Source organism: Nonomuraea sp. NPDC001831, assembly GCF_042892035.1.
Classification (GTDB): domain Bacteria; phylum Actinomycetota; class Actinomycetes; order Streptosporangiales; family Streptosporangiaceae; genus Nonomuraea.
In genome coordinates this window covers 149,644-171,479 of sequence record NZ_JBIATU010000009.1, presented here as the reverse complement: position 1 = coordinate 171,479, position 21,836 = coordinate 149,644, and the positions used below count along the sequence as shown (strand labels likewise).

Below are 21,836 nucleotides of genomic sequence, written 5' to 3'. Positions count from 1 at the left end.
CACACTGGGCGATGTGGCGGACTACGACGTGCTGGTGCTCGGCTCCGGTCCCGGCGGGCAGAAGGCCGCCATCGCGGCGGCGAAGCTGGGCCGGCGCGTCGCCGTCGTCGAGAAACGGAACATGATCGGCGGCGTCTGCATCAACACCGGCACGATCCCGTCCAAGACGCTGCGCGAGGCGGTCCTCTACCTCACCGGCCTCAACCAGCGCGAGCTGTACGGCGCCAGCTACCGCGTCAAGGACGAGATCACGGTCGCCGACCTCGGGATGCGCACCCAGCACGTGATCGGCCGCGAGATCCAGGTGATCCGCAGCCAGCTCGGCCGCAACCACGTCACGGTCCTGCCCGGCACCGGACGTTTCCTCGACCCGCACACCATCGGGATCAGCGGCGAGGAGGAGCGCAAGGTCACCGCCGACCGGATCGTGATCGCCACCGGCACCTCCCCCGCCCGCCCGGACAGCGTGCAGTTCGACGAGCGCACGGTCATCGACTCCGACGCGATCCTGCACCTGGACCGGGTGCCCGAGACCATGGTCGTGGTCGGCGCCGGGGTCATCGGCATCGAGTACGCCTCCATGTTCGCCGCCCTCGGCACCAAGGTGACCGTGGTCGAACGGCGCGAGCGCATGCTGGAGTTCTGCGACCTGGAGATCGTCGAGGCGCTCAAGTACCACCTGCGCGACCTGGCGGTGACCTTCCGCTTCGGCGAGCACGTCGCCGCCGTCGAACGCCGCCCGCGCGGCGCGCTGACCCTGCTGGAGAGCGGCAAGCGCATCCCCGCCGACTGCGTCATGTACTCGGCAGGACGCCAGGGCAAGACGGCCGAGCTGAACCTGGAGGCCGCCGGGCTGGCCGCCGACGACCGCGGCCGGATCCGGGTGGACGAGCACTACGCCACGGCCGTGCCGCACATCTACGCGGTCGGCGACGTGATCGGCTTCCCGGCGCTGGCCGCCACCTCGATGGAGCAGGGCCGGGTGGCCGCCCAGCACGCGTGCGGCGAACCCGTGGCGGAGCTGCGGGAGCTGCCGCCCATCGGCATCTACACGATCCCCGAGATCAGCTTCGTCGGGAAGTCGGAGGACGAGCTGACCCGCGACCGGATCCCGTTCGAGGTGGGCATCTCGCGCTACCGGGAGCTGGCCAGGGGGCAGATCATCGGCGACTCGTACGGGATGCTCAAGCTGCTGGTCTCCTCGGAGGACCGGCGGCTGCTGGGCGTGCACGTGTTCGGCACGGGGGCCACCGAGCTGGTGCACATCGGCCAGACCGTGATGGGCTGCGGCGGGACCGTCGACTACCTGGTCAACGCGGTGTTCAACTATCCGACGCTGGCGGAGTCGTACAAGGTGGCGGCGCTGGACGCGATGAACAAGATGCGGGTGGTGGCCCGGCTCACCGCCGACATGTGACTTCTCCCAATTGTCGGTTCTGACCGCTACGCTCCTCGATGGTTCATCTACGGGAGGCGTACGTGCGCAGCGAGGCCGCGGGGAGGTGGCTGCCCGCGTTCCTGCTGCTGGCCGCCATCTGGGGCAACAGTTTCTTCTTCATCAAGATCGCCGTGGGGGCGCTGCACCCGCTGCAGGTGTCGTTCGGCCGCATGGCGGTCGGCGCGCTCACCCTGCTGGTCGCGCTCGCGGTGACCAGGCGGCCGCTCCCCCGCGACCCGCGGCTGTGGGGGCACTTCCAGATCGCCTCCGTCGTGCTCACCACGCTGCCCTTCACCCTGTTCGCCTACGGCGAGCAGTACGTCTCCTCCGTCGTCGCCGCCATCTGGAACGCCACCACGCCGCTGTGCACCCTGGCCTTCACGCTGGTGCTGCGGGCCGAGCGGGCGACCGCCGCGCGGGCGGCCGGGCTCGGGCTCGGGTTCGCCGGCGTCATGGTGGTGCTCGGGGTGTGGCAGCCCATGGCCGGCGGGCAGCTCGGCGGCAGCCTGGCCTGCTTCGGGGCGGCGCTCTGCTACGGGGTCGGCGGCGCGTACATGGGGCGCTTCATCACCGGGCGGCGGTCCGAGCCGCCGGTGGTGCTGGCCGCCGGGCAGCTCCTGACCGGGGCGGTCCAGCTCGCGGTGATCACGCTGGTGGCGGGCGTGCCGCTGGTGCACACCGCGGCGCCGGCCGAGGTCTGGTGGAGCCTGCTGGGCCTCGGCGGCCTGGGCACGGGCGTGGCCTACCTGCTGCTGTACCGGGTCCAGGCCCTGGCGGGCGTGACGACGACCTCGACGGTGACGTACCTGCTGCCGGTGTTCGCGGTGGCCTCCGGCGTGCTGCTGCTCGACGAGACGATCACCTGGAACCAGCCGGTGGGCGCGCTGGTCATCCTGCTGGCCATCGCGCTCACCCAGGGCGCGCTGCGGGTGCCCGCACGCTCAGCCCTCCGCTGAGGGACGGCGTCCGCGAGGCGCGGGCTTCTTGCGGCCCGCCACCAGCGTGTCGCCGGGCACGGGGGCCGGCGCGGGCTCCTCGGTCGCCGGCGGGGCTGCGGGCCGGGTTCGGGGCCGGGGGTGCGGCATGGTGTCCGTCATGGGCGAGGGCGCGTCCTCGGACTGCTGACCGGTCTCCTCCGGGACGGCGTCCTCGGCGGGCTTCGACCGGCGGGCGGGCGGGACGGCGTCCTCGGCCGGCCTCGACTGGCGGGCGGGCGCGTCGGCGTCGCGCAGCGAGGCGATGACCCGGTCGGCCTCGGCGTCGGCGGCGAACTCGTTGGCCGCCTCCGTCTCCCGCCTGCGGATCACCACCATGTGGTCGACCGACAGCCGCCCGGCGCCCACGACGGCGAGCAGGATGGCGGCCGCTCCGAGCAGGATCAGCTCGTTCATGCTGATGGGGTTGAGGGGCGGGGCCACCAGGAAGACGCCGAGCGCCTCAGCGAACAGGATCAGCCCGGTGACGGCGACGCCCAGCCCGGCGATCAGCAGCGCCCCGCCGATCAGCTCGGTGAGCATGGTGACCGTGGCCCACGCGCCGGGCGCGGGCGCGCCCTGCTGGAGGAACTTCGCGCCGGTGGCGGTGAGGCCGTCCTCCAGCTTGGTCCAGCCGTTGGCGAAGAAGATGCCGCCCACGCCGACGCGGGCGACTAAGGCGGCGACATCACGCAGGGCCTGTTTCACGGTATTTGTCTGCCCGGTGCGGGACACGGCACACCTCAATCACGGCTGAGCAGCATGGCCACCGCGACGGCGGTGAGGCTGAGCAGGACGACGCTGACGACAACGGTCGTGTGCAGGGCGTTGACGAAGGCCCAGCGTGCGGCGCCGAGCAGCGCGTCGCCGGTGCTGCCGCCGATCTCGCGGGCGACGTGGGCGGCGCCGGCCAGCGACTGCCTGGCCTGGTCCATGCCGCCCGCCGGCACGCCGGGCACGGCGGGCAGGGCGGGCGCGTAGGCGAGCGTGGTGATCGTGCCCAGCACGGCGACGCCGAGGCCCGCGCCCAGCTCGTACGCGGTCTCCTCGATGGCCGCGGCCCCGCCGGCCCGGGACTCGGGGACCGACGACATGATCGTGTCGGAGGCCGCCAGCAGCGCCACCTGCACGCCGAACCCGATGCCCACGAAGCAGACCGCCAGCATCACGGGATGGCCCTCGACGCCCCAGCCCAGCGTGGGCGTCAGGGCCAGCGCGACGAGCCCGAGCCCGCCGCTCATCGTGGCCCGCATGCCGATCCTGGGCAGGATGTGGGCCGCCGCGAGCCCGCCGGTGACGGCCGACAGCACCAGCGGCAACATCCTGACCGCCGCGCGCACCGGGCTGTCGCCCAGCACGAGCTGCAGGTACTGGGCCAGCATGAGCTGGAGCCCGACCAGCGCGAACACGCCCAGCAGCACGCCGGCCACGCCGGTGGTGAACTCGCGCCGCCGGAACAGGGCCAGCTCCAGCAGCGGCGCCGGCAGCCGGGACTGCCGGCGGACGAACGCGACCAGCAGGCCGGCGCCGCCGAGGAAGACCAGCACCGAGGCCCAGAACGGCAGCAGGGTCCCCGCCCCGGCCTCCTTCAGCCCAAAGGCCAGGGCGAGCAGGCCGAGCACCGACAACACGGCGCTCGTCGCATCCCAAGGACGTTCCCTGCGCAGCGGCGACTCCGGCAGCAGCCGGACGGCCAGGGGCAGCAGCACCAGCAGGATCGGCACGTTGATCAGGAAGACCGCGCCCCACCAGAGGCCGACGAGCACGCCGCCGATCAGCGGGCCCACCGCCGCCCCGGCCGCGGCGACCGCGCTCCAGACGCCGAGCGCGACGGCCCGCTCGCGCCGGTCGGTGAACACCTGGCGGATCAGCGAGAGGGTGGCCGGCATGATCATGGCGCCGCCGACGCCGAGCAGCGCCCTGGCCAGGATCAGGGTCAGCGGCGTGGGCGCGAACGCCGCGCCCGCCGAGGCCACGCCGAACAGCACGAACCCGCCCAGGACCAGCCGCTTGCGGCCGTAGCGGTCGCCGAGCGTGCCGAAGACGATGAGCAGCGGCGCGACGACGAGCGAGTAGCTGTCGATGATCCACAGCAGCTCGACGGAGGACGGTTCGAGCGCGGCCGTGAGCGCGGGCACCGCGATGTGCAGGACGGTGGCGTCGACCGTGATCAGGAGCAGGCTCAGGCAGAGCAGCACGAGGACGGCCCAGCGGTTGTCCCGTCGCGGGCGATCGGCACGCCGTACGAGGGGTGCGGCCTGGGTGACGGTCATGGGCCTCCTTGCAGGCCGATCCGGTCACCAGGGCCTGCACGTGCGCAACGGTCGAAAGCAGGGGAACTCACGGGGGGCGGTCTCGCGCCCTCTCCTGCCGCGGCTCTCCACTCCGGCTTGCGTGGCAGCTTAGGCCATGCCAGGCGCCCGGCATAGCGGTATGGGCCGATCCGCGAGGCCCCCCACCTCTCTAGTGAGATACAGCCATATGTCCGGATCTACCCAACCCCCATCCGTCACCCGATCATGGAAGCCGTGGGGAACGCTGGAAGTGCCGGTAAAGACGATATTTCCGATAAGTCCTCACGCGAGTGGTGCACCGAGGCCCTGACCAGGCTGAACGCGGGCCGTCCCGAATCGGCGCTGGAGGCCGCGCGCCGGGCGGCCGACCTCGACCCCGGCGACGAATGGGCCTGCCGCCTCATCAGCCTGGCCCACGAACGCCAGGGCCGCGACGCCGACGCCCTCCCCCCTGCCGAACGCGCGGTGGACCTCGCGCCCGGCTCCTGGTCCGCCCGCCTGCGCCGGGCCGCGATCTCCCGCCGGATCCCCGGCCGCTGGTCCGCGGCGGCCGCCGACGCCGTGCTGGCCGCGCGCTTCGCCCCCGAGGAGGCCGACCCCGACGTCCTGCTCGGCGACCTGGCGCTGCTGCGCGGCGACCATCGGGAGGCCAGGCGGGCCTACCGCGCCGCGCTCGCCACGGCTCCGGCCCATCCGCAGGCCCGCGTGAACCTGGCCCTGTGCCTGCTGCGCTGGGACCGTCCGCGCCCGCACCACGACCCCGCCTGGCCGGTCGACCCGCGCCAGACGGGACGCGCCAGGCGGGCGCTGGAGGTGTGGGCGCGCCAGGCCCGGCTGCTGCTCGCCGTGGCCACGATCGCCGTCGCGGCGGCCGCGCTCGCCCTCGACTCGGCGGTGTGGGCCCGGTGGTGCGGGTTCGCCGCGCTGGCCGCGCTGGTGCCGCTGACGGTCCGGCAGGCGCGGCGGGTGGGGGTCTGGGCGTACGTGCCGGCCATGGCCGGGCGCGATCCCTGGCTGGGCGCGGCCGTGGCGTCGGCCGCCTTGTCGGTGCCGGCGTTCGCGGGGTGGCTGCTGCTGGGCGCGGTGCCGGCGGCGCCGTCCTGGCGCGATCCGGTGTGGGCGGGGCTGGCCGGGATCGTGGTGCTGATGTGGCCGGCGCTGGCGGTCGTCCGGGTGCTGGCGGAGGCGTGGCGGGGGCGGCCGATGCCCGCGCTGGCCGAGCTGGCCCGCGTCACGGGCGAGCGCACGGCGGCCAGGAACGCCGGCGTGACCTTGTGGATCGTGCTCATCAGGACCTGGTCGGTGCTGGTGCCGCTGGTCGGCGGGGCGCTGGCGGTCGAGCCGCGGGCCGCGGTGGCGGCGGTGGCGGTGCCGTTCCCGATGGTGCGGGCCTGGCTGCGGGCCCGCCGCGGGGGCGACGGATGGCTGCTCGCCGCGGGAGTCCTCGTGGCGCTCGCCGCCCTCGGCTGCGCCGCCGGCGGCGCCCTGGGGTCGGCCTGGGGCTGGCGGGCGGGGGTGGCCGCGCTCGGGGCGGCGATGACGGTGTTCGCGGCCCGCGCCCTGCGCGCGTGGTGGCGCGGCGCGCCGGGGCCCTGGCGGGCCTCGCTCGTCATGTGCGACCTGCCCATGGGCGGCGCGCCCTCGGTGGCCCTGACCCCGGAGGCGCGCCAGGCGTTCTCCTACGCCAGGAGCCTCGTCCTGTCCTACGGCGATCCCGCGGGCCCCCGGGTCGTGGGCGCGGCCGGGTCCGTCACCTCCTCCGGCGAGCTGCGGCTGATCGCCGGGCCCGAGGCGTGGGAGGGCGTGGCGGCCGACCCGCGCGTCGCGGTGTTCGCGGCCGACCCGTTGCAGCGGCGGTTCTGGGTGGAGGTGCGCGGCATCGCCCTGGCCGGCCCGGACGTGCTGCGCGTCACCCCCAAACAGGTGCTCGTCGGCGAGTTCCCCGGCAGGCACCAGCGACGGTGAATAGAGTTTTGTTCTATGCGGACCCTGCGCACCCCCGAAGAGCGCTTCGCGAACCTGCCCGACTTCCCCTACGAGCCCCGCCACGCCGACCTGCCGGACGGCCCGCGCATGGCCTACGTCGAGGCCGGCCCCCGCGGACGGCGAGCCGGTCGTCCTGCTGCACGGCGAGCCGAGCTGGTCCTTCCTCTACCGCCACGTCATGCGCGAGCTGGCCGCGGCCGGGCTGCGCGCGATCGCCCCCGACCTGATCGGCTTCGGCCGCTCGGACAAACCCGTGGACCCCGCCGACCACACCTACGCCAGGCACGTCGAGTGGACCCGCGCGCTGCTGTTCGACGCGCTGGCCCTGGACGGCGTCACCGTCGTCGGCCAGGACTGGGGCGGCCTGATCGGGCTGCGGATCGCCGCCGAGCACCCCGAGCGCGTGGCCAGGATCGTGGCCGCCAACACGGGGTTGCCCTCGGGTGACATTCCCATGCCCGACGTCTGGCACCGCTTCAGGGACACCGTGGCCAGTGCCCCCACGCTGGACATCGCCCGGCTGGTCCAGGCGGGCTGCCGGACGCGGCTCAGCGACGAGGTGCGGGCGGCCTACGACGCGCCGTTCCCGGACGAGTCGTACAAAGCGGGCCCGCGGGCCCTGCCGGGGCTCGTGCCGATCACGCCCGACGACCCCGCCGCGCCCGCCAACCGCGCTGCCTGGCAGATCCTCACCACGCTCGACCGCCCGTTCCTGGTGGCCTTCTCCGACGGCGACCCCATCACCGGCGGCATGGCGCCCATCATGCTCAAGGCCGTCGCGGGCACGGCCGGGCTGTCCCATCCGGTGATCGCCGGCGCCGGCCACTTCCTCCAGGAGGACGCCGGCACCGAACTCGGACGTCGGATCGCCCTTTTCGTGACCTCCACCTAGCGTGTCAGGCCCGCCCAATCGTCGGTCGGGTGCGGTATAACCGGGGGCGGACCGGGGAGGCGTGATGCGTGAGTCCGACAGGGCCCAGGCCGCGGGGCGGGCCGCGGCGCGGGATCTGTTCGAGCAGGTGAGGCTGCGTTATTTCCAGATTCCCCCCGCCGTGCGCCGGGTGCTCTACGCCGTGCTGCTCATCGTCGTCATGGGCGTGGGCGCGGCGCTCGGCTGGGATCTGCTGAAGACGTTCCCCCTCGTCCTGCTGGCCCTCGCCTTCGTGGCGCTGACCATGCGCTTCCCGCGGGCCGCGGCGACCGCGCTGGTCGTGGCCGGCTGGGTGGTGCTGGCGCTGCCGCTGTTCTCCTGGCGCTTCCCCCCGGGCTCCATGGCGCTGCACGCGATGGTCGCGCTCGCCCTGCCCGTGGCCGCCGCCGCCCACCTCATCCGCTGGGTCACGCCGTGGGTCACCACGCTGGCCGCGCTCGTGCCGGCCGGGGTGCTGGCCTTCGGGCTCTCCTTCGTGTCGGCCGCCGTCGCGCTCTGGGGCGCCTGCCTGGCGGCCGTCGTCGTGCTGGTCCACCGGTTCCTGCAGGCGCGCCGGGCCAAGGCCGAGCTGTCCGCCGAGGAGCAGCAGGTGCGCGTGCGCGCCCGCGAGGGCCGGCCCGAGCCGCAGGCCGACAAGGCGGGCGCGCCGCCGCAGATCTCCGTCGAGGAGGCGCTGGCCGAGCTGGAGGGCATGATCGGGCTGGCGCCGGTCAAGGAGCAGGTCCGCTCGATCGCCGCCTCCATCGAGGCCACCCGGCTGCGGGCCGAGGCCGGCTACACCGCCGAACGCCCGACCAGGCACTTCGTCTTCGTCGGCCCGCCGGGCACCGGCAAGACCAGCGTGGCCCGCGCGCTGGCCAAGATCTTCTACGCGTTCGGCCTGCTGGAGACCCCCTACGTGGTCGAGGCGCAGCGGGCCGACCTGGTGGGCGAGTTCCTGGGCGCGACCGCGATCAAGACCAACGAGCTGGTCGACCGGGCGCTCGGCGGCGTGCTGTTCGTCGACGAGGCCTACAGCCTGGTCAACTCCTCCGACGGCCAGCCCGACAGGTTCGGCGCCGAGGCCGTCCAGACCCTGCTCAAACGGGCCGAGGACGACCGCGAGCGCCTGATCATCATCCTGGCCGGCTACGAGCAGGAGATGGCCTCGTTCCTGTCCAGCAACCCGGGCCTGGCCAGCAGGTTCGCCACGCGGGTGCGCTTCCCCAGCTACTCCGCCCCCGAGCTGGCCGAGATCACCGAGGTGCTCCAGCGGCGCAGGGGCGACACGATGGCCCCCGACGCCAGGCGCGCCCTGCTCGGCCTCTACGAAGACGTCCAGCGGCGCGGCCTGGTCGACGAGCTGGGCAACGCCCGCTTCGTGCGCAGCCTGGTCGAGGCCGCCGCGCAGGCCAGAGACGTGCGCGTGGTGGGCGCCGGCGGCACCCCGACCACCCATGACCTGGTGACCACCACCACGCCCGACGTGACCAAGGCGTTCGAGGAGCTGACCGCCCGCTTCCGCGGCTACGTGGCCACGCCCACGCTGGAGGAGGCGCTGGCCGACCTCGACGCGATGGCCGGCCTGGAGCCGGTCAAGCGGCAGGTGCACGCCATCGCCGCCCAGCTTCAGGTGGCCCGCATGCGGCAGGAGCGCGGGCTGCCCACGCCGCCCCAGATGCGGCACTTCGTCTTCGCCGGGCCGCCCGGCACCGGCAAGACCACCGTGGCGCGGGTGCTCGGCCGCGTCTTCGCCGCGCTCGGCCTGCTGGCCAGGCCCGACGTCGTCGAGGCCCACCGGGCCGACCTGGTCGGCCAGCACCTCGGCGCGACCGCGATCAAGACCAACGAGCTGGTCGACCGGGCGCTCGGCGGCGTGCTGTTCATCGACGAGGCCTACAGCCTGGTCAACCCGGGCTACGCGGGCGGCGACGCCTTCGGCTCCGAGGCCGTCCAGACCTTGCTCAAACGGGCCGAGGACGACCGCGACCGGCTGGTCATCGTGCTGGCCGGCTACCCGCGCGAGATGGACTCCTTCCTGGCCACCAACCCGGGCCTGGCCAGCCGGTTCAACCAGCGGGTGGCCTTCCCCAGCTACTCGCCGCGCGAGCTGTCGCAGATCGCGGTGCTGCTGGCCGGCAAGGCCGGCGACCGCTTCGACGAGCAGGCCCTGCGCGACCTCGACGAGGTGTTCGCCTGGGTGTGCGAGGAGCGGCTGATCGACGGCCTGGGCAACGGCCGCTTCGCCCGCTCGTTGTTCGAACGGGCCGCGATGCGCCGCGACGTGCGCCTGGCCGCCCACGCCTCGGGCGGCGGGTCGGCCAGCGCCGCCGACCTCACGACGATCACCAGCGACGACGTGCGCACCGCCGTGGACGAACTTTCCGGACGTTAACCCCTCTTTGGCATTTCCCCGCGCCACGATGCTGCTGGGTGTAGCAGTATGACTACCTATCGTGCGCGTCCGGGAGGGGGACGATGGCGGGGTTCCTGGCCCGCAGGCTGCTCAACTACGTGGTGCTGGTCGGCGTGGCCGCGAGCCTGGCGTACCTGCTGGCCGCCGGGGCGCTCGATCCGCGTTCCAACTACGCCGACCGCACCCCGAAACCGCCGCCCGCCGTCGTCGACGCCCAGCTCACCGCGCTCAACCTCAACGACAAGACCCCGCTGCTGCAGCGCTACGCCACCTGGGCCGCCGGCGTGCTGCACGGCGACTTCGGCAAGACCGTCACCGGCTCGCCCGTGAACGAGGACCTCCGGCGGCGCATGGGGGTCACGTTCCGGCTGGTCATCCTGGGGCTGCTGTGCGGCAGCCTGCTGGGGGTGCTGGTGGGCGCGTACGCGGCGGTGCGGCAGTACGGCTGGTTCGACCGGCTCTCCACGGGCCTGTCGTTCGTGGTGCTCGCGGTGCCGGTGGTGGTGCTGGCCAACATGCTGATCCTGGCCGGCGCCTGGGCCAACGACAACCTCTTCGGCCGCCCGGTGCTGCTGGTCAGCGGCGAGTACAGCGACGGCCTGCAGACCGGGTTCTGGGGCTACGTGCTCGACCGGCTGCAACACCTGATCCTGCCGACGATCTCGCTGTCCGTCGGCCTGGTCGCGGTCTTCAGCCGCTACCAGCGCAACATGATGCTCGACGTGCTCGGCGCCGACTTCGTCCGCACGGCCAGGGCCAAGGGGCTGAGCAGGGGCCGGGCGCTGACCCGGCACGCGCTGCGCACCGCGCTGATCCCGGTGGCCACCTACTTCGCCTTCACGTTCGGCGCCCTGCTGACCGGGGCCACCTTCACCGAGAAGATCTTCGGCTGGCACGGGCTGGGCGAGCAGCTGATCAACTCGATCTTCACCAACGACGTCAACACCGTGGCGGCGATCTCCTTCCTGGCCGCCGTGGCCGTGTTGTGCGCCGCGCTCGCCTCCGACCTGCTGCACGCCGCGCTCGACCCCAGGGTGCGGGCGTGATGACGCTCTCCGACGAGGAGCTGGCGGAGGAGCTGACCGCCGACCTGGGCCGGGCGCCGTCGCGGCTGCGGGTGGTGGCCGGGCGGTTCTTCCGCTCGCCGCAGGGGCTGGCCGGGTTCGCGGTGCTGGCGCTGATGTTCCTGCTGGCGTTCGCCGGGCCGCTGGTCAGCCCGTGGTCCTACACCGACAAGGACTTCACGGCGTTCCTGCAGCCGCCCTCGCCCCGGCACTGGTTCGGAACGCTCCAGACCGGCGCCGACGTCTACGCGGTGACCCTGCGCGGCATGCAGAAGTCGCTGATCGTGGGCCTGCTGGCGGCGCTGGTGTCCACGGCGGTCGCGGCCGTGGTGGGCGCCTTCTCCGGCTACTTCCTGGGCTGGACCGACCGGGCGCTGAGCTGGGTGACCGACCTGCTGCTCGTGCTGCCCGCGTTCCTCATCCTGGCGATCATGTCGCCGCTGTTCGGGGCCGGGCAGTGGGTGTTGTTCGTGGTCATGCTGGCGCTGTTCCTGTGGATGGTGACCGCGAAGATCGTCCGGGGGATGACGATCTCGCTGAAGGAGCGCGAGTACATCCAGGCCGCCCGATTCATGGGGGTGCCGCCGGTGCGGATCATCTTCCGGCACGTGATCCCCAACCTGTCCTCGCTGCTCATCGTCGACGCCACGCTCAACGTCAGCGCGGCCATCCTGACCGAGACCTCGCTGTCGTACTTCGGCTTCGGCATCCAGCCGCCCGACGTCTCCTTCGGCACGCTGATCGCCGACGGCTCCCGCACGGCGGTCTACGCGCCCTGGACGTTCTGGTTCGTGGCCGGGCTGCTGGTGGTCACCGTGCTGGCGGTCAACCTCATCGGCGACGCGCTGCGCGACGCCTTCGACCCGGCGGCGCGGCGATGAGGCCGGCGGCGAACCCCGTCCTGGAGGTCAGCGACCTGCACGTGTCCTTCGGCGACGTGCGCGCGGTGCGCGGGGTCAGCTACTCGGTGAGCCCGGGCGAGGTGCTGGGTATCGTGGGCGAGTCCGGGTCGGGCAAGTCGGTCACCTCGGCGGCGGTCATGGGCCTGCTGCCGCCGAGCGCCCGGGTCACCGGGTCGGTGCGGCTGCACGGCAAGGAGCTGATCGGCGCCTCCGAGCGGGAGCTGACCCGCTTCCGCGGCAAGACCGTCTCGATGGTGTTCCAGGACCCGCTGTCGGCGCTCACGCCCGTCTACCGGGTGGGCGACCAGATCGCCGAGGCGGTCCGCATCCACCAGCGGGTGAGCAAGGAGAACGCCGCGGTCAAGGCCGTCGAGCTGCTGGAGCTGGTCGGCATCCCGTCGCCGAGCGAGCGCGCGCTCGCCTTCCCGCACGAGTTCTCCGGCGGCATGCGGCAGCGCGTGATGATCGCGATGGCCATCGCCAACGACCCCGACGTGATCATCTGCGACGAGCCCACCACCGCGCTCGACGTGACCATCCAGGCGCAGGTGCTGGAGGTGCTGAAGAAGGCCCAGCGGAAGACCGGCGCGGCGATCATCATGATCACGCACGACCTCGGCGTGGTGGCCGGCTTCGCCGACCGGGTCCTGGTCATGTACGCCGGGCGCCCGGTCGAGGTGGGCGACGTCGACGACATCTACTACCGGATGCGCATGCCGTACACGGCCGGGTTGCTGGCCTCGATCCCGCGGGTCGACCGCGGCGGCCGTCAGCCGCTGCTGCCGATCGCCGGGAACCCGCCCTCCCCGGCGGCGTTGCCGCCGGGCTGCCCGTTCGCGCCGCGCTGCCCGCTGAAGATCCACGAGTGCGACGCGGCCGAGCCGCCGCTGTTCGACGTGGCCACGGGCCACCGGGCGGCGTGCATCCGCTGGGAGATCGTCCGCCCCCAGGGCCCCGGCCGCCACGCGGCCGGCGAGCCCGTCACCCCCGCGGTCCGCGCCGAGCAGCCGGTGCTGGAGGTCGACGGCCTGGTCAAGGACTACCCGCTGCTCAAGGGGGCGCTGTTCAAGCGCAGGGTCGGCACGGTGCACGCGGTGGCGGGGGTCAGCTTCGACATCCGCCGGGGCGAGACGCTGGGCCTGGTCGGCGAGTCGGGCAGCGGCAAGACCACCACGCTCACCCAGATCCTGGAGCTCGTCCCGCCGCAGGAGGGGCGGGTGGTCGTGCTCGGCCGCGACACCGCCCGGCTCGACGGCGCCGGGCGCACCGCGATCCGGCGGGACATGCAGGTCGTCTTCCAGGACCCGATGGCCTCGCTCGACCCGCGCATGACGGTCTACGACATCCTGGCCGAGCCGCTGCGCACCCACGGGGAGCGCCGGCCCGGCCGGCGGGTGGGCGAGCTGCTGGCCCTGGTGGGCCTCGACCCGGCGCACGCCGCCCGCTACCCCCAGGACTTCTCCGGCGGCCAGCGGCAGCGCATCGGCATCGCCAGGGCGCTGGCGCTGGAGCCCAGGCTGCTGGTGCTGGACGAGCCGGTCTCCGCGCTCGACGTGTCGATCCAGGCCGGCGTCATCAACCTGCTCGCCTCGCTGCGGTCCAGGCTCGGGCTGTCGTACCTGTTCGTCGCCCACGACCTGGCGGTGGTGCGGTACATCGCCGACCGGGTGGCCGTCATGTACCTGGGCAGGATCGCCGAGATAGGGCAGGTCGACGCGGTCTACGGGGCTCCGGCGCATCCGTACACGCAGGCGCTGCTGTCGGCGATCCCGCTGCCCGACCCGGCGCGTGAGCGCGTACGCGAGCGCATCCTGCTCGAAGGCGACCTGCCCAGCCCGGCCCACCCTCCGAGCGGCTGCCGCTTCCGCACCCGCTGCCCGAAGTTCCGCTCGGTGCTCACCCATGACGAGCGCTCGCTCTGCGTGGACGTCGAGCCCGAGGTGCTGCCGGTGGGCGACGACCAGGGCGCGGCCTGCCATTACGCCGAGAGGCTCGACGTCGTCTAGATCAGGAGGAATGCGCTCGATGAAAGTTCCACGTCTTGTCGTGGCCGTCGCCGTGACCGGCTCGCTGTCGCTGGTGAGCTGCGGCGGCGGCGGCTCGGGGGGCGGCACGGCGAGCGGCACGGAAGGCGCGCACAAGATTATCAAGGCCTTCGACATCAACCCGCAGCCGCGCGACAAGGTCAAGGACGGCGGCACGCTGCGCTGGGGCATCAACGAGTTCCCCACCCAGTGGAACAGGAACCACGTCGACGGCAACCTGGCGATGGCGGCCGTGATCAGCAACGCGTTGCTGCCCTCGCCGTTTGTCTCCGACGAGAAGGCGGAGATCACCGTCGACCCCGACTACGTGCTCGACGCCAAGGTCACCGACCAGAGCCCGAAGCAGGTCGTCACCTACACGCTCAACCCCAAGGCCAAGTGGTCGGACGGGCAGCCGATCACCTGGGCCGACTACCAGGCCCAGTGGCAGGCGCTCAACGGCCGCAACCCCGAGTTCCACATCGTCTCGGCCACCGGCTACCAGGACATCGAGAAGGTCGAGCGGGGCAAGGACGACTACGAGGTGAAGGTCACCTTCGCCAAGCCGTTCGGCGACTGGCAGTCGCTGTTCGGGCCGCTGCTGCCGGCCGCCACGAACCGGACCCCGCAGGCGTTCAACACCGCGTGGCTGAACAAGATCCCGGTGACCGCCGGGCCGTTCAAGTTCAAGGGCTTCGACCAGACGGCCAAGACGATCACGATCGTCCGCGACGACGCCTGGTGGGGCAACCGGGCCAAGCTCGACCAGATCATCTACCGGGCCTCGGAGCAGGACTCCCTGATCGGCGCGTTCAGCAACGGGGAGCTCGACCTCATCGACGTCGGGCCGTCGGCGCCCGACTACGCGCGGGCCAGGGCCACGCAGGGCGCCCAGGTGCGCCAGGCCGCCGGGCCCGACTTCCGGCACTTCACCTTCAACGGGTCGAGCGAGCCGCTGAAGGACGTGAACGTGCGGCAGGCCATCCAGCTCGGCATCAACCGGCAGGCCATCGCGCAGTCCGACCTGCAGGGGCTCGACTGGCCGATCGCGCTGCTGAACAACCACTTCTTCATGAACACCCAGGAGGGATACCTGGACAACGCCGGCAACCTCGGCGTCTACAACCCCGAACGCGCCAAGCAACTGCTCGACGCGGCCGGCTGGAAGCTGAACGGGGCCGTCAGGCAGAAGAACGGGCGGCCGCTCGACCTGCGGTTCGTGGTGCCGTCCGGGGTGCAGCTGAGCAAGTCGGAGGGCGAGCTGGCCCAGAACATGCTGGCTCAGATCGGGGTGAAGCTCACCATCAAGGCGGTGCCGAGCGACGACTTCTTCACCAAGTACGTCATCCCCGGCAACTTCGACATCACGCCGTTCGCCTACATCGGCACGCCGTACCCGATTTCGAGCAGCTACGGGATCTACGCGAACTCGGCGAACGGCAAGACCTGGAACGCCAACTTCGGGCGGACCGGCTCGCCGGAGATCGACCAGGCCATGGACAAGGCGGCCCAGAACCTCGACCCGGCCGCCGCCCGCACCCAGACGAACGAGGCCGACGGGCTGATCTGGAAGCTGGTCAACGTCCTGCCGCTCTACCAGCGTCCGCAGAACGTGGCGGCCAGGCAGACCCTGGCCAACGTCGGCGCGCGCGGCTTCTACGATTTGCGCTACGAGGACATCGGCTTCACCGGCTGACCGGCGCTCAACGTTCCACGGCCAGCTTCACGCCCAGCCCGACGAAGATGCCGCCCGTCGCCGTGTTCACCCGGCGGCGGGCGGCGGCGCTGCGGCGCAGCCATCCGCCGATCCGCCCGGCCAGCACGCCCACGGCACCGTCCACGACGAACTCGAAGGCGATCAGGACGGCGCCGAGCACGGCGAACTGCAGCCACATCCGCCCCAGCCCCGGACTGACGAACTGCGGGAGGAAGGCGACGGTGAAGGTGACCATCTTGGGGTTGAGCAGGTTCGTCAGCAGGCCGCTCAGATAGGCGCGGCGGCCGGACATCCCGGTGCCCGGCTCGGGCATGTCGCTCACCCCGCCCTTGCGGTCCCGCAACATCCGCACGCCCAGGTAGATCAGGTAAGCGGCGCCGGCGATCCGTACGACGGTGAAGGCGACCGGCACGGCCGCGAAGAGCGCGGCCAGCCCCGCGGCGGCCACGGCGACGTGGATCGCCTCGCTGGTCGCCACCCCGGCGGTGGCCAGCAGCCCGGCGCGGGGGCCGCCCCGCATCCCGCAGCCCAGGACGAACAGCATGTCGGGGCCGGGCGTGATCATCGCCACGATGGTGGTGACCGCGAAGAGCGCGAGAAGATGACCGTCGAGAGGCATGCTTGATCCTCTCATATCCCCATTTTCCGCCCAATGTGCGGAATGTCGGTGGGAGGCGGTAGAAGTGACCCATGACGATGGAGCTCACCTGGCCGCAGATCCTCGCCTGGCGGCTGCGCAGGCAGTTCGTGGCGGCGGCCGACGGGCCGGACGCGGTGTCGGTGGCCCGCCGGCTGTGCGGCGTGCAGGCGCAGGTCGCCTCCTCGGCGCAGCTCGCGGTGGCGGTCAGGAGCGCCCGGCCCGACCCCGGTGAGATCGACCGGGCCCTGTGGAGCGATCGCACTCTGGTCAAGACCTGGCTCATGCGCGGCACCCTGCACCTCGTGCCGGCCGACGAGCTGGCCGGCCTGTGCGCGGCGCTGAGCACGCTGCGCTTCTGGGAGAAGGGCTCCTGGCAGCGTGGCCACGGCGTGACCGCCGCGGAGATCGAGGCCGTCATCGAGGCCGTCCCCGAGGCGCTGAAGGGGGCGCCGCTGACCCGCGAGGAGCTGGTCGACGCCATCGTGGCGCTGACCGGCGACGCCCATCTCCGCGAGGCGCTGACGTCCGGCTGGGGGGCGCTGCTCAAGCCGCTGAGCCGCCTGGGCGAGCTGTGCTACGGGCCGCCCCGCGAGGGCAAGGTGACCTTCACCGCGCCGCGGTCGTGGGTGCCGGGCTGGCCGGGCGAGCTGCCCGACCAGGAGGAGGCCGGCGTGCGGGTGCTGCGGGCGTTCCTGGGGGCCCACGGCCCGGCCACGCCGGAGATGTTCGACACCTGGCTGTTCGGCGGCGTGGCCAGGAAGGCGGTGCTCAAGGCGTGGGTCAAGGGGCTGGCGCCGGAGCTGGTGGAGGTCAGGGCCGACGACGGCACGACGCTGTACGCGCTGGCCGAGCACGCCGACGACCTGGCCGCCACCCGGCCCTCGCAGGAGGTCCACCTGCTGCCGGGCTTCGACCAGTTCATCCTGGGCGCGCCGCGGACGCTCGCGCCGCTCGTCCCGCCGCCGCTCAAGCCCAAGGTCAGCCGCCAGGCTGGCTGGATCTCGCCCGTCGTGGTGCACGAGGGCCGGGTGGCCGGCGTCTGGGAGGCCAAGAACGGCGCCATCACCCTCGACCTGGCCGCGCCGGTGCCCCAGGACGCGCTCGACCGCGCCCTGAGCCGCATGCGGTCGCTGCTGGGGCCGGCCTGACGCCGTCCGGTCAGGCGGACGAGCTCGCCATCACCCGGTCGACGATGCCCTTGTTGCCCTCCTCGCGGGCGCAGTGGGCGCAGCAGTACCAGTGCTCGCCCGACTGGACGCCGTGCCCGATGACCTTGGTGCCGCAGTGCTCGCAGATCGGCGCCATGGCCTCGATCGCGCACTGGAAGCAGTCGAAGGTGTGCACGGCTCCCTGCGCGTGCACCTCGAAGGCCATGTCGTAGTCGTTGCCGCAGTTGTCGCAGACGGCCATGGTGATCCCCTCTTCACGTCCGAATCACCTGGGGCAATACCCCGAACCATGGCCCGCTTTCCCCAACGAAACGCCATATTCAGGCCGAGTCACCATCGATGATGACGAACCGCACAAGCAGCGGCAGCCCCAGGAGACCGAGCGCGGCGAGCGCGACGGGCAGCCCGAACGGTCCGGTCAGCCCCGCCACCAGCAGCGGGCTGGCGACGAACCCGGCGTAGGAGACCATCGAGACGCCCCACACCAGCGTCCCGGTCGGGTCGTCGGCGGCCGAGCGGCTGAGCAGCGCGGGCACCAGCGGCCCGAGCACCAGCCCGGTCAGGGCGAAGCCCGCCATCGACAGCGGCACGCCGTCACCGAGCCCGGCCAGGCCGATCCCGGCCGCGCCGCCCACCCCGGCGACCAGGTACCACACGCGCGGGGGCACCGGGGGCAGCGTGTGCGCGGCGAGCCGGCCGGCTGTGAGCGCGGCCATGTAGACCGCGGGGGCCAGGCTCGCGGTGAGGGGCGTGGCGGCCCTGTGCTCCTCCAGCAGGAGCACCGACCACTGCTCGACCGCGTTCTCGATCACCAGCACGCAGCCGGCCAGCGTCCCGAGCAGCAGCGCGACGCCCCACAACCGGCGCCACGCGCGGTGGTCGCCGGCGGGCGCGACCCAGCCGCGGCCCACCGGCAGGGCGGGCAGCGCCAGGGACGTCGCCGCCACCAGCACCGCGATCACCAGCAGCACGGCCTGGACGTCCAGGCCGAGCGACCGGGCCAGGCCGGTGAGCGGAGCGGCCACGATGACCGCGAGCGGGAAGGCCGCGTGCACCGCCTGGAAGAGCCGCCGGCCGCTCTCGCGCTCGACGCGTCCCGTGGTCAGGTTGAGCGCCACGTCGAGCGCCCCGCTGGCCGCGCCGAGCAGCAGCAGCCCGGCCACGAGCGGCCCGTACGCGGTGACCGCGGCCAGCCCCGCCACGGCCAGCCCGAACAGGACGGTCGCCGCCGTGAGGGCAAGGCGCTCGCGCCCGCGAGCCAGCCGTCCGGTCAGCGCCATCGCGGGCAGGGCCCCGACGGGCACCGCGCCCAGCGCCGCGCCGAGCTGCGCCGCCGAGACGCCGAGCTCCTGCTTCACCGCCGGCAGCAGAGCCGCCCAGGACCCCCAGAACACCGCCCAGACGGCGGACACCGCGATCAGCGGCATTCACCAACCCCCTTGAATTGCGGTCAAGTCTCGGTAAAGATCGACGACGTCCTTAATGTCCCCCGCCGAAGGGAAAATCGTGCTGACGCGAACGGTCATCGCGGCCGGACTGGTCGCCGCCGGTATCGCCGCCACCCCCTCCTCCGCCTACGCCGCCTCCGCGGCCGCCGCCCCCGAGACGCCCGAGCGCGTCTGCGGCGCGGGCTACCACCGGGTGCAGGACGGCCACCGCGCGATGAAGACGCGCGACGGGAAGGTGCTCGGGCACGTCTATCTCATGTACAACAAGCGCGCCGGGAAGAACTGCGTGGCGGCCGTCAAGACCGCCTTCCGCGGCACCCCTACGGTCACCGGCGCCTCCATCGAGGTCCGCGGCGGCGGCCGCAGCGAGGACGTGCAGCGTTACCGCTTCTACGCCGAGACCGGCCACATCGACGGTAGCTGGAAGTGCGTGAAGTACGCGGGCTGGACGCGCACCCCGGACAACCGTGTCGAGGCCTGGGGCGGCCGCGGCTCGTGGGGCAACTGCCGGGGCTGACAACGAATCCGGTCCGCCCCCGCCCGGAGCTGTCACATCGCGCCGGGCCGCCTCGTCCTGTGTCATGGAAGCCGACACAGGGAGGATCACCATGACCCAGCGCATCGACATCGCCAGGCTCGCCCCGGAGGCGTACCGGGGGTTCCTGGCGGTGGAGGCGTACATGCACGGCAGCGACCTGCCCGCGGCCACGATCGAGCTGGTCAAGCTGCGGGCCAGCCAGATCAACGGCTGCGGCTACTGCGTGCACATGCACAGCAGCGACATGAAGAAGGCCGGGGAGAGCGACGAGCGGCTGTGGTCGGTCGCCGCCTGGCGGGAGGCCACGGTCTTCACCCCGGCCGAGCGGGCGGCGCTGGCGCTGACCGAGGAGGCGACCCGCCTGGCCGACCGCGGCGAGGCCGTGCCGGACGAGGTGTGGCGGCAGGCGTCCGAGCACTATGACGACAAGCAGCTCGCCGCCCTCGTCGTCGCCATCGCGATGATCAACGCGTGGAACCGGATCGGCGTGACCGCTCGCCTGGTTCCGGGGACGTGAGGTGGGCGCGACCGCGCGAGGCGGTAGAAATGCGTTGAGCGGCCCCGGCGGCCCCGGTTAGGTTGGCGCGCAAGGCGGGTGGCGGCACCCGCCGAGCCGCCGTCAGCCGGCGGCGGCCCGGAAGGGGGAAGACCGTGAAACGTGTCAGAGTCCCGAAATCGACGGCCATCAGGCGTCCGCATCCGTCGGCCGAACCCGATCTGCGCACCCCGTCGGGGCGAAAGTTGCCCTATTAGCTACCCTTTACAGCGAACTTACGGCTGTATCGGTAGATAACAGAGGTAACAGAAACATCACGGGGGGCTCACATGAAGAGGCTTGCGGTGGTGCCGCCGCACATCGCCAGGCACAAGATCCGCGACATCCGGGCGGCGGTCCGCCGCAGAAGGACCGAGGCCACCGACCCCAAGGTGGTCGACCTGCGGGCCTACAGCGGCCGGAACGTGATCCACTTCCCCGGCGGACCGACGCCGGCCGCCTGACCCGCACGAACCCGCACGAACCCGCACGAAACCCGCGCGAATCCGCACGAGTTCACCGCACCGCTGAGGCTCGACGTGACCGGCTCCCCCCGCCGGCCGTCCGGTTTCAGCCGTAGAGCCTCTTGGCGTAGGACTCGCCGTAGTACGACTCCAGCTGCTCCAGGCTCTCCTCGACCACCTGCACCTCCTTGATCAGGCTGGCGTGCGAGGGCAGGACGGAGGGGTTCCAGGAGTCCGGCGCCCACAGCTGCGAGCGCAGGAACGCCTTGGCGCAGTGGAAGAAGATCTGCTCGATCTCCACCACCAGGGCCAGCCGCGGCCGGTGACCCTTGACGACCATCTCGTCGAAGAACGGCGCCTCACGTACGAGCCGGGCGCGGCCGTTCACGCGCAGGGTCTCGTTGCGGCCCGGGATCAGGAAGATCAGGCCGGCGTGCGGGTTCTTCAGCACGTTGAGGAACCCGTCGGCCCGGCGGTTGCCCGGACGGTCGGGAATGGCGATCGTGGTGTCGTCGATGACGTGGACGAACCCGGCCGGGTCGCCCTTGGGCGAGACGTCGCAGTTGCCCTCGGCGTCGGACGTGGCAATCAGGCAGAACGGGGAGGCCGCCAGCCAGTCGCGATCACGCGCGTGCAGCCGCGCCCGCTCCTTGGTCGCGGCCCTCGGCATCACCTCGCCCAGCAGTTCCCGCAACTCCTCCTCGGACCCGATCTCCGCCCAGCTCATCTGATCTCCTCTCGGGGGTTACCGCCCGATTTTGTCAGGAGATCGGAGCAAGCATCCTGTGGGGTGCCCGCAACAGCACGCTGACCGGATCATCACGGCTGTCCGTCAGGCCGGGGCCGGGGCGCACCTCGATCTCCTCCAGCCCGACGGCCGTGCCGCACGACGGGCACCGCGACACCGGATCGAGCCGGGCGCCGCAGGTGGCGTGGTGGAACAGGCGGCGCGGGCCGTCCCCGCCGAGGTTGCGCTCACCCCACTGGGACAGGGCCAGCATGGGGACCCACAACTCGCGGCCCGTGGCGGTCAGGACGTACTCGTCGCGGGGCGGGTTGTCCTGGTAGCGGCTCTTGGCCAGCACGCCGGCCTCGACCAGTGCCCCGAGCCGCTGGGACAGGACCGCCCGCGGGATGTCGAGGTGGGCGAGGAAGTCGCCGTAGCGGCGTACGCCGTACATGGCGTCGCGGACGACCAGGAGCGTCCACCGTTCGCCGATCACTTCCAGGGCCCTGGCCAGCGAGCAGTCCTGGCCTTCGTAGTTCTTGCCGAGCGCCATGGGACCCATGTTAGTTCATTCACCGAACCGTGATACG

20 protein-coding genes are annotated in these 21,836 nt (G+C 72.5%); 13 read left to right on the top strand and 7 right to left on the bottom strand.

All coding sequences use genetic code 11. The features are described 5' to 3' along the window. Positions 1 to 13: 13 nt before the first annotated feature. Together sthA and ACFYYW_RS28115 are read left to right on the top strand one after the other, a co-directional pair. A complete protein-coding gene (sthA, locus tag ACFYYW_RS28120; RefSeq protein WP_387652796.1) occupies positions 14 to 1,417 on the top strand; it encodes a Si-specific NAD(P)(+) transhydrogenase in 1,404 nt (467 codons plus the stop codon). 38 nt (positions 1,418 to 1,455) lie between these two features. After that, on the top strand, positions 1,456 to 2,394 hold the full coding sequence (locus ACFYYW_RS28115) for a DMT family transporter (protein WP_387652794.1): 939 nt from the start codon (positions 1,456 to 1,458) through the stop codon (positions 2,392 to 2,394). Here ACFYYW_RS28115 and ACFYYW_RS28110 read toward each other — a convergent pair. Both ACFYYW_RS28110 and ACFYYW_RS28105 read right to left on the bottom strand, forming a co-directional pair. After that, positions 2,380 to 3,120, bottom strand: a complete 741-nt coding sequence (locus ACFYYW_RS28110; protein ID WP_364415790.1) for a DoxX family membrane protein — start codon at positions 3,118 to 3,120, stop codon at positions 2,380 to 2,382. The two genes, ACFYYW_RS28115 and ACFYYW_RS28110, sit on opposite strands and share 15 nt — an antisense overlap. Before the next feature lie 35 nt (positions 3,121 to 3,155). Then, positions 3,156 to 4,685 (bottom strand): MFS transporter, encoded by a 1,530-nt coding sequence (locus ACFYYW_RS28105; protein WP_387652792.1) that lies wholly within the window; start codon positions 4,683 to 4,685, stop codon positions 3,156 to 3,158. Positions 4,686 to 4,940: 255 nt separating this feature from the next. On the opposite strand from ACFYYW_RS28105, the gene ACFYYW_RS28100 reads away from it, so the two are divergent. The 7 genes from ACFYYW_RS28100 to ACFYYW_RS28070 all read left to right on the top strand — a co-directional run bounded on the left by ACFYYW_RS28100 (position 4,941) and on the right by ACFYYW_RS28070 (position 15,704). Next, positions 4,941 to 6,671, top strand: coding sequence for a tetratricopeptide repeat protein (locus ACFYYW_RS28100; protein ID WP_387652790.1), 1,731 nt, complete (start codon positions 4,941 to 4,943; stop codon positions 6,669 to 6,671). Positions 6,672 to 6,825: 154 nt separating this feature from the next. Next, positions 6,826 to 7,584, top strand: coding sequence for a haloalkane dehalogenase (locus tag ACFYYW_RS28095; protein WP_387653127.1), 759 nt, complete (start codon positions 6,826 to 6,828; stop codon positions 7,582 to 7,584). Between the two features lie 64 nt (positions 7,585 to 7,648). Continuing rightward, complete coding sequence (locus tag ACFYYW_RS28090) at positions 7,649 to 9,997, top strand: AAA family ATPase (RefSeq protein WP_387652788.1); 2,349 nt, start codon at positions 7,649 to 7,651, stop codon at positions 9,995 to 9,997. A gap of 83 nt (positions 9,998 to 10,080) precedes the next feature. After that, entirely contained in the window at positions 10,081 to 11,064 is a 984-nt protein-coding gene (locus ACFYYW_RS28085; protein WP_352329570.1) for an ABC transporter permease, read from the top strand. Then, on the top strand, positions 11,064 to 11,963 hold the full coding sequence (locus ACFYYW_RS28080) for an ABC transporter permease (RefSeq protein ID WP_387652785.1): 900 nt from the start codon (positions 11,064 to 11,066) through the stop codon (positions 11,961 to 11,963). The genes ACFYYW_RS28085 and ACFYYW_RS28080 overlap by 1 nt, the downstream gene beginning before the upstream one ends. Continuing rightward, entirely contained in the window at positions 11,960 to 13,990 is a 2,031-nt protein-coding gene (locus ACFYYW_RS28075) for a dipeptide ABC transporter ATP-binding protein (protein WP_387652783.1), read from the top strand. The genes ACFYYW_RS28080 and ACFYYW_RS28075 overlap by 4 nt, the downstream gene beginning before the upstream one ends. A 19-nt stretch (positions 13,991 to 14,009) precedes the next feature. Further along, complete coding sequence (locus ACFYYW_RS28070) at positions 14,010 to 15,704, top strand: ABC transporter family substrate-binding protein (protein WP_387652781.1); 1,695 nt, start codon at positions 14,010 to 14,012, stop codon at positions 15,702 to 15,704. 7 nt (positions 15,705 to 15,711) lie between these two features. Here ACFYYW_RS28070 and ACFYYW_RS28065 read toward each other — a convergent pair whose 3' ends face one another. Then, positions 15,712 to 16,344: a LysE family translocator gene (locus ACFYYW_RS28065; RefSeq protein WP_387652779.1), complete on the bottom strand. Its 633-nt coding sequence runs from the start codon at positions 16,342 to 16,344 to the stop codon at positions 15,712 to 15,714. Positions 16,345 to 16,415: 71 nt separating this feature from the next. Here ACFYYW_RS28065 and ACFYYW_RS28060 point away from each other — a divergent pair, with 71 nt between their 5' ends. Further along, positions 16,416 to 17,513: a winged helix DNA-binding domain-containing protein gene (locus ACFYYW_RS28060; protein ID WP_387652777.1), complete on the top strand. Its 1,098-nt coding sequence runs from the start codon at positions 16,416 to 16,418 to the stop codon at positions 17,511 to 17,513. Positions 17,514 to 17,523: 10 nt separating this feature from the next. Here the strand turns inward: ACFYYW_RS28060 and ACFYYW_RS28055 are convergent, their stop codons facing one another. Beyond that, positions 17,524 to 17,775 (bottom strand): hypothetical protein, encoded by a 252-nt coding sequence (locus tag ACFYYW_RS28055; RefSeq protein WP_352326656.1) that lies wholly within the window; start codon positions 17,773 to 17,775, stop codon positions 17,524 to 17,526. 79 nt (positions 17,776 to 17,854) lie between these two features. Further along, on the bottom strand, positions 17,855 to 18,961 hold the full coding sequence (locus tag ACFYYW_RS28050) for an MFS transporter (RefSeq protein WP_387652775.1): 1,107 nt from the start codon (positions 18,959 to 18,961) through the stop codon (positions 17,855 to 17,857). 79 nt (positions 18,962 to 19,040) lie between these two features. On the opposite strand from ACFYYW_RS28050, the gene ACFYYW_RS28045 reads away from it, so the two are divergent. From ACFYYW_RS28045 to ACFYYW_RS28035, 3 genes are all read left to right on the top strand, one after another. Then, entirely contained in the window at positions 19,041 to 19,499 is a 459-nt protein-coding gene (locus ACFYYW_RS28045; RefSeq protein WP_387652773.1) for a hypothetical protein, read from the top strand. Between the two features lie 91 nt (positions 19,500 to 19,590). Continuing rightward, positions 19,591 to 20,037, top strand: coding sequence for a carboxymuconolactone decarboxylase family protein (locus tag ACFYYW_RS28040; RefSeq protein ID WP_352326660.1), 447 nt, complete (start codon positions 19,591 to 19,593; stop codon positions 20,035 to 20,037). Between the two features lie 308 nt (positions 20,038 to 20,345). Beyond that, the gene (locus tag ACFYYW_RS28035) at positions 20,346 to 20,519 is read left to right on the top strand and encodes a hypothetical protein (protein ID WP_352326661.1); all 174 of its coding nucleotides are present in this window, start codon (positions 20,346 to 20,348) and stop codon (positions 20,517 to 20,519) included. 106 nt (positions 20,520 to 20,625) lie between these two features. Here ACFYYW_RS28035 and ACFYYW_RS28030 read toward each other — a convergent pair whose 3' ends face one another. Continuing rightward, on the bottom strand, positions 20,626 to 21,246 hold the full coding sequence (locus ACFYYW_RS28030; RefSeq protein ID WP_352326663.1) for a pyridoxamine 5'-phosphate oxidase family protein: 621 nt from the start codon (positions 21,244 to 21,246) through the stop codon (positions 20,626 to 20,628). A gap of 34 nt (positions 21,247 to 21,280) precedes the next feature. After that, positions 21,281 to 21,799, bottom strand: a complete 519-nt coding sequence (locus ACFYYW_RS28025) for a winged helix-turn-helix transcriptional regulator (protein WP_387652770.1) — start codon at positions 21,797 to 21,799, stop codon at positions 21,281 to 21,283. Between the last annotated feature and the right edge of the window lie 37 nt (positions 21,800 to 21,836).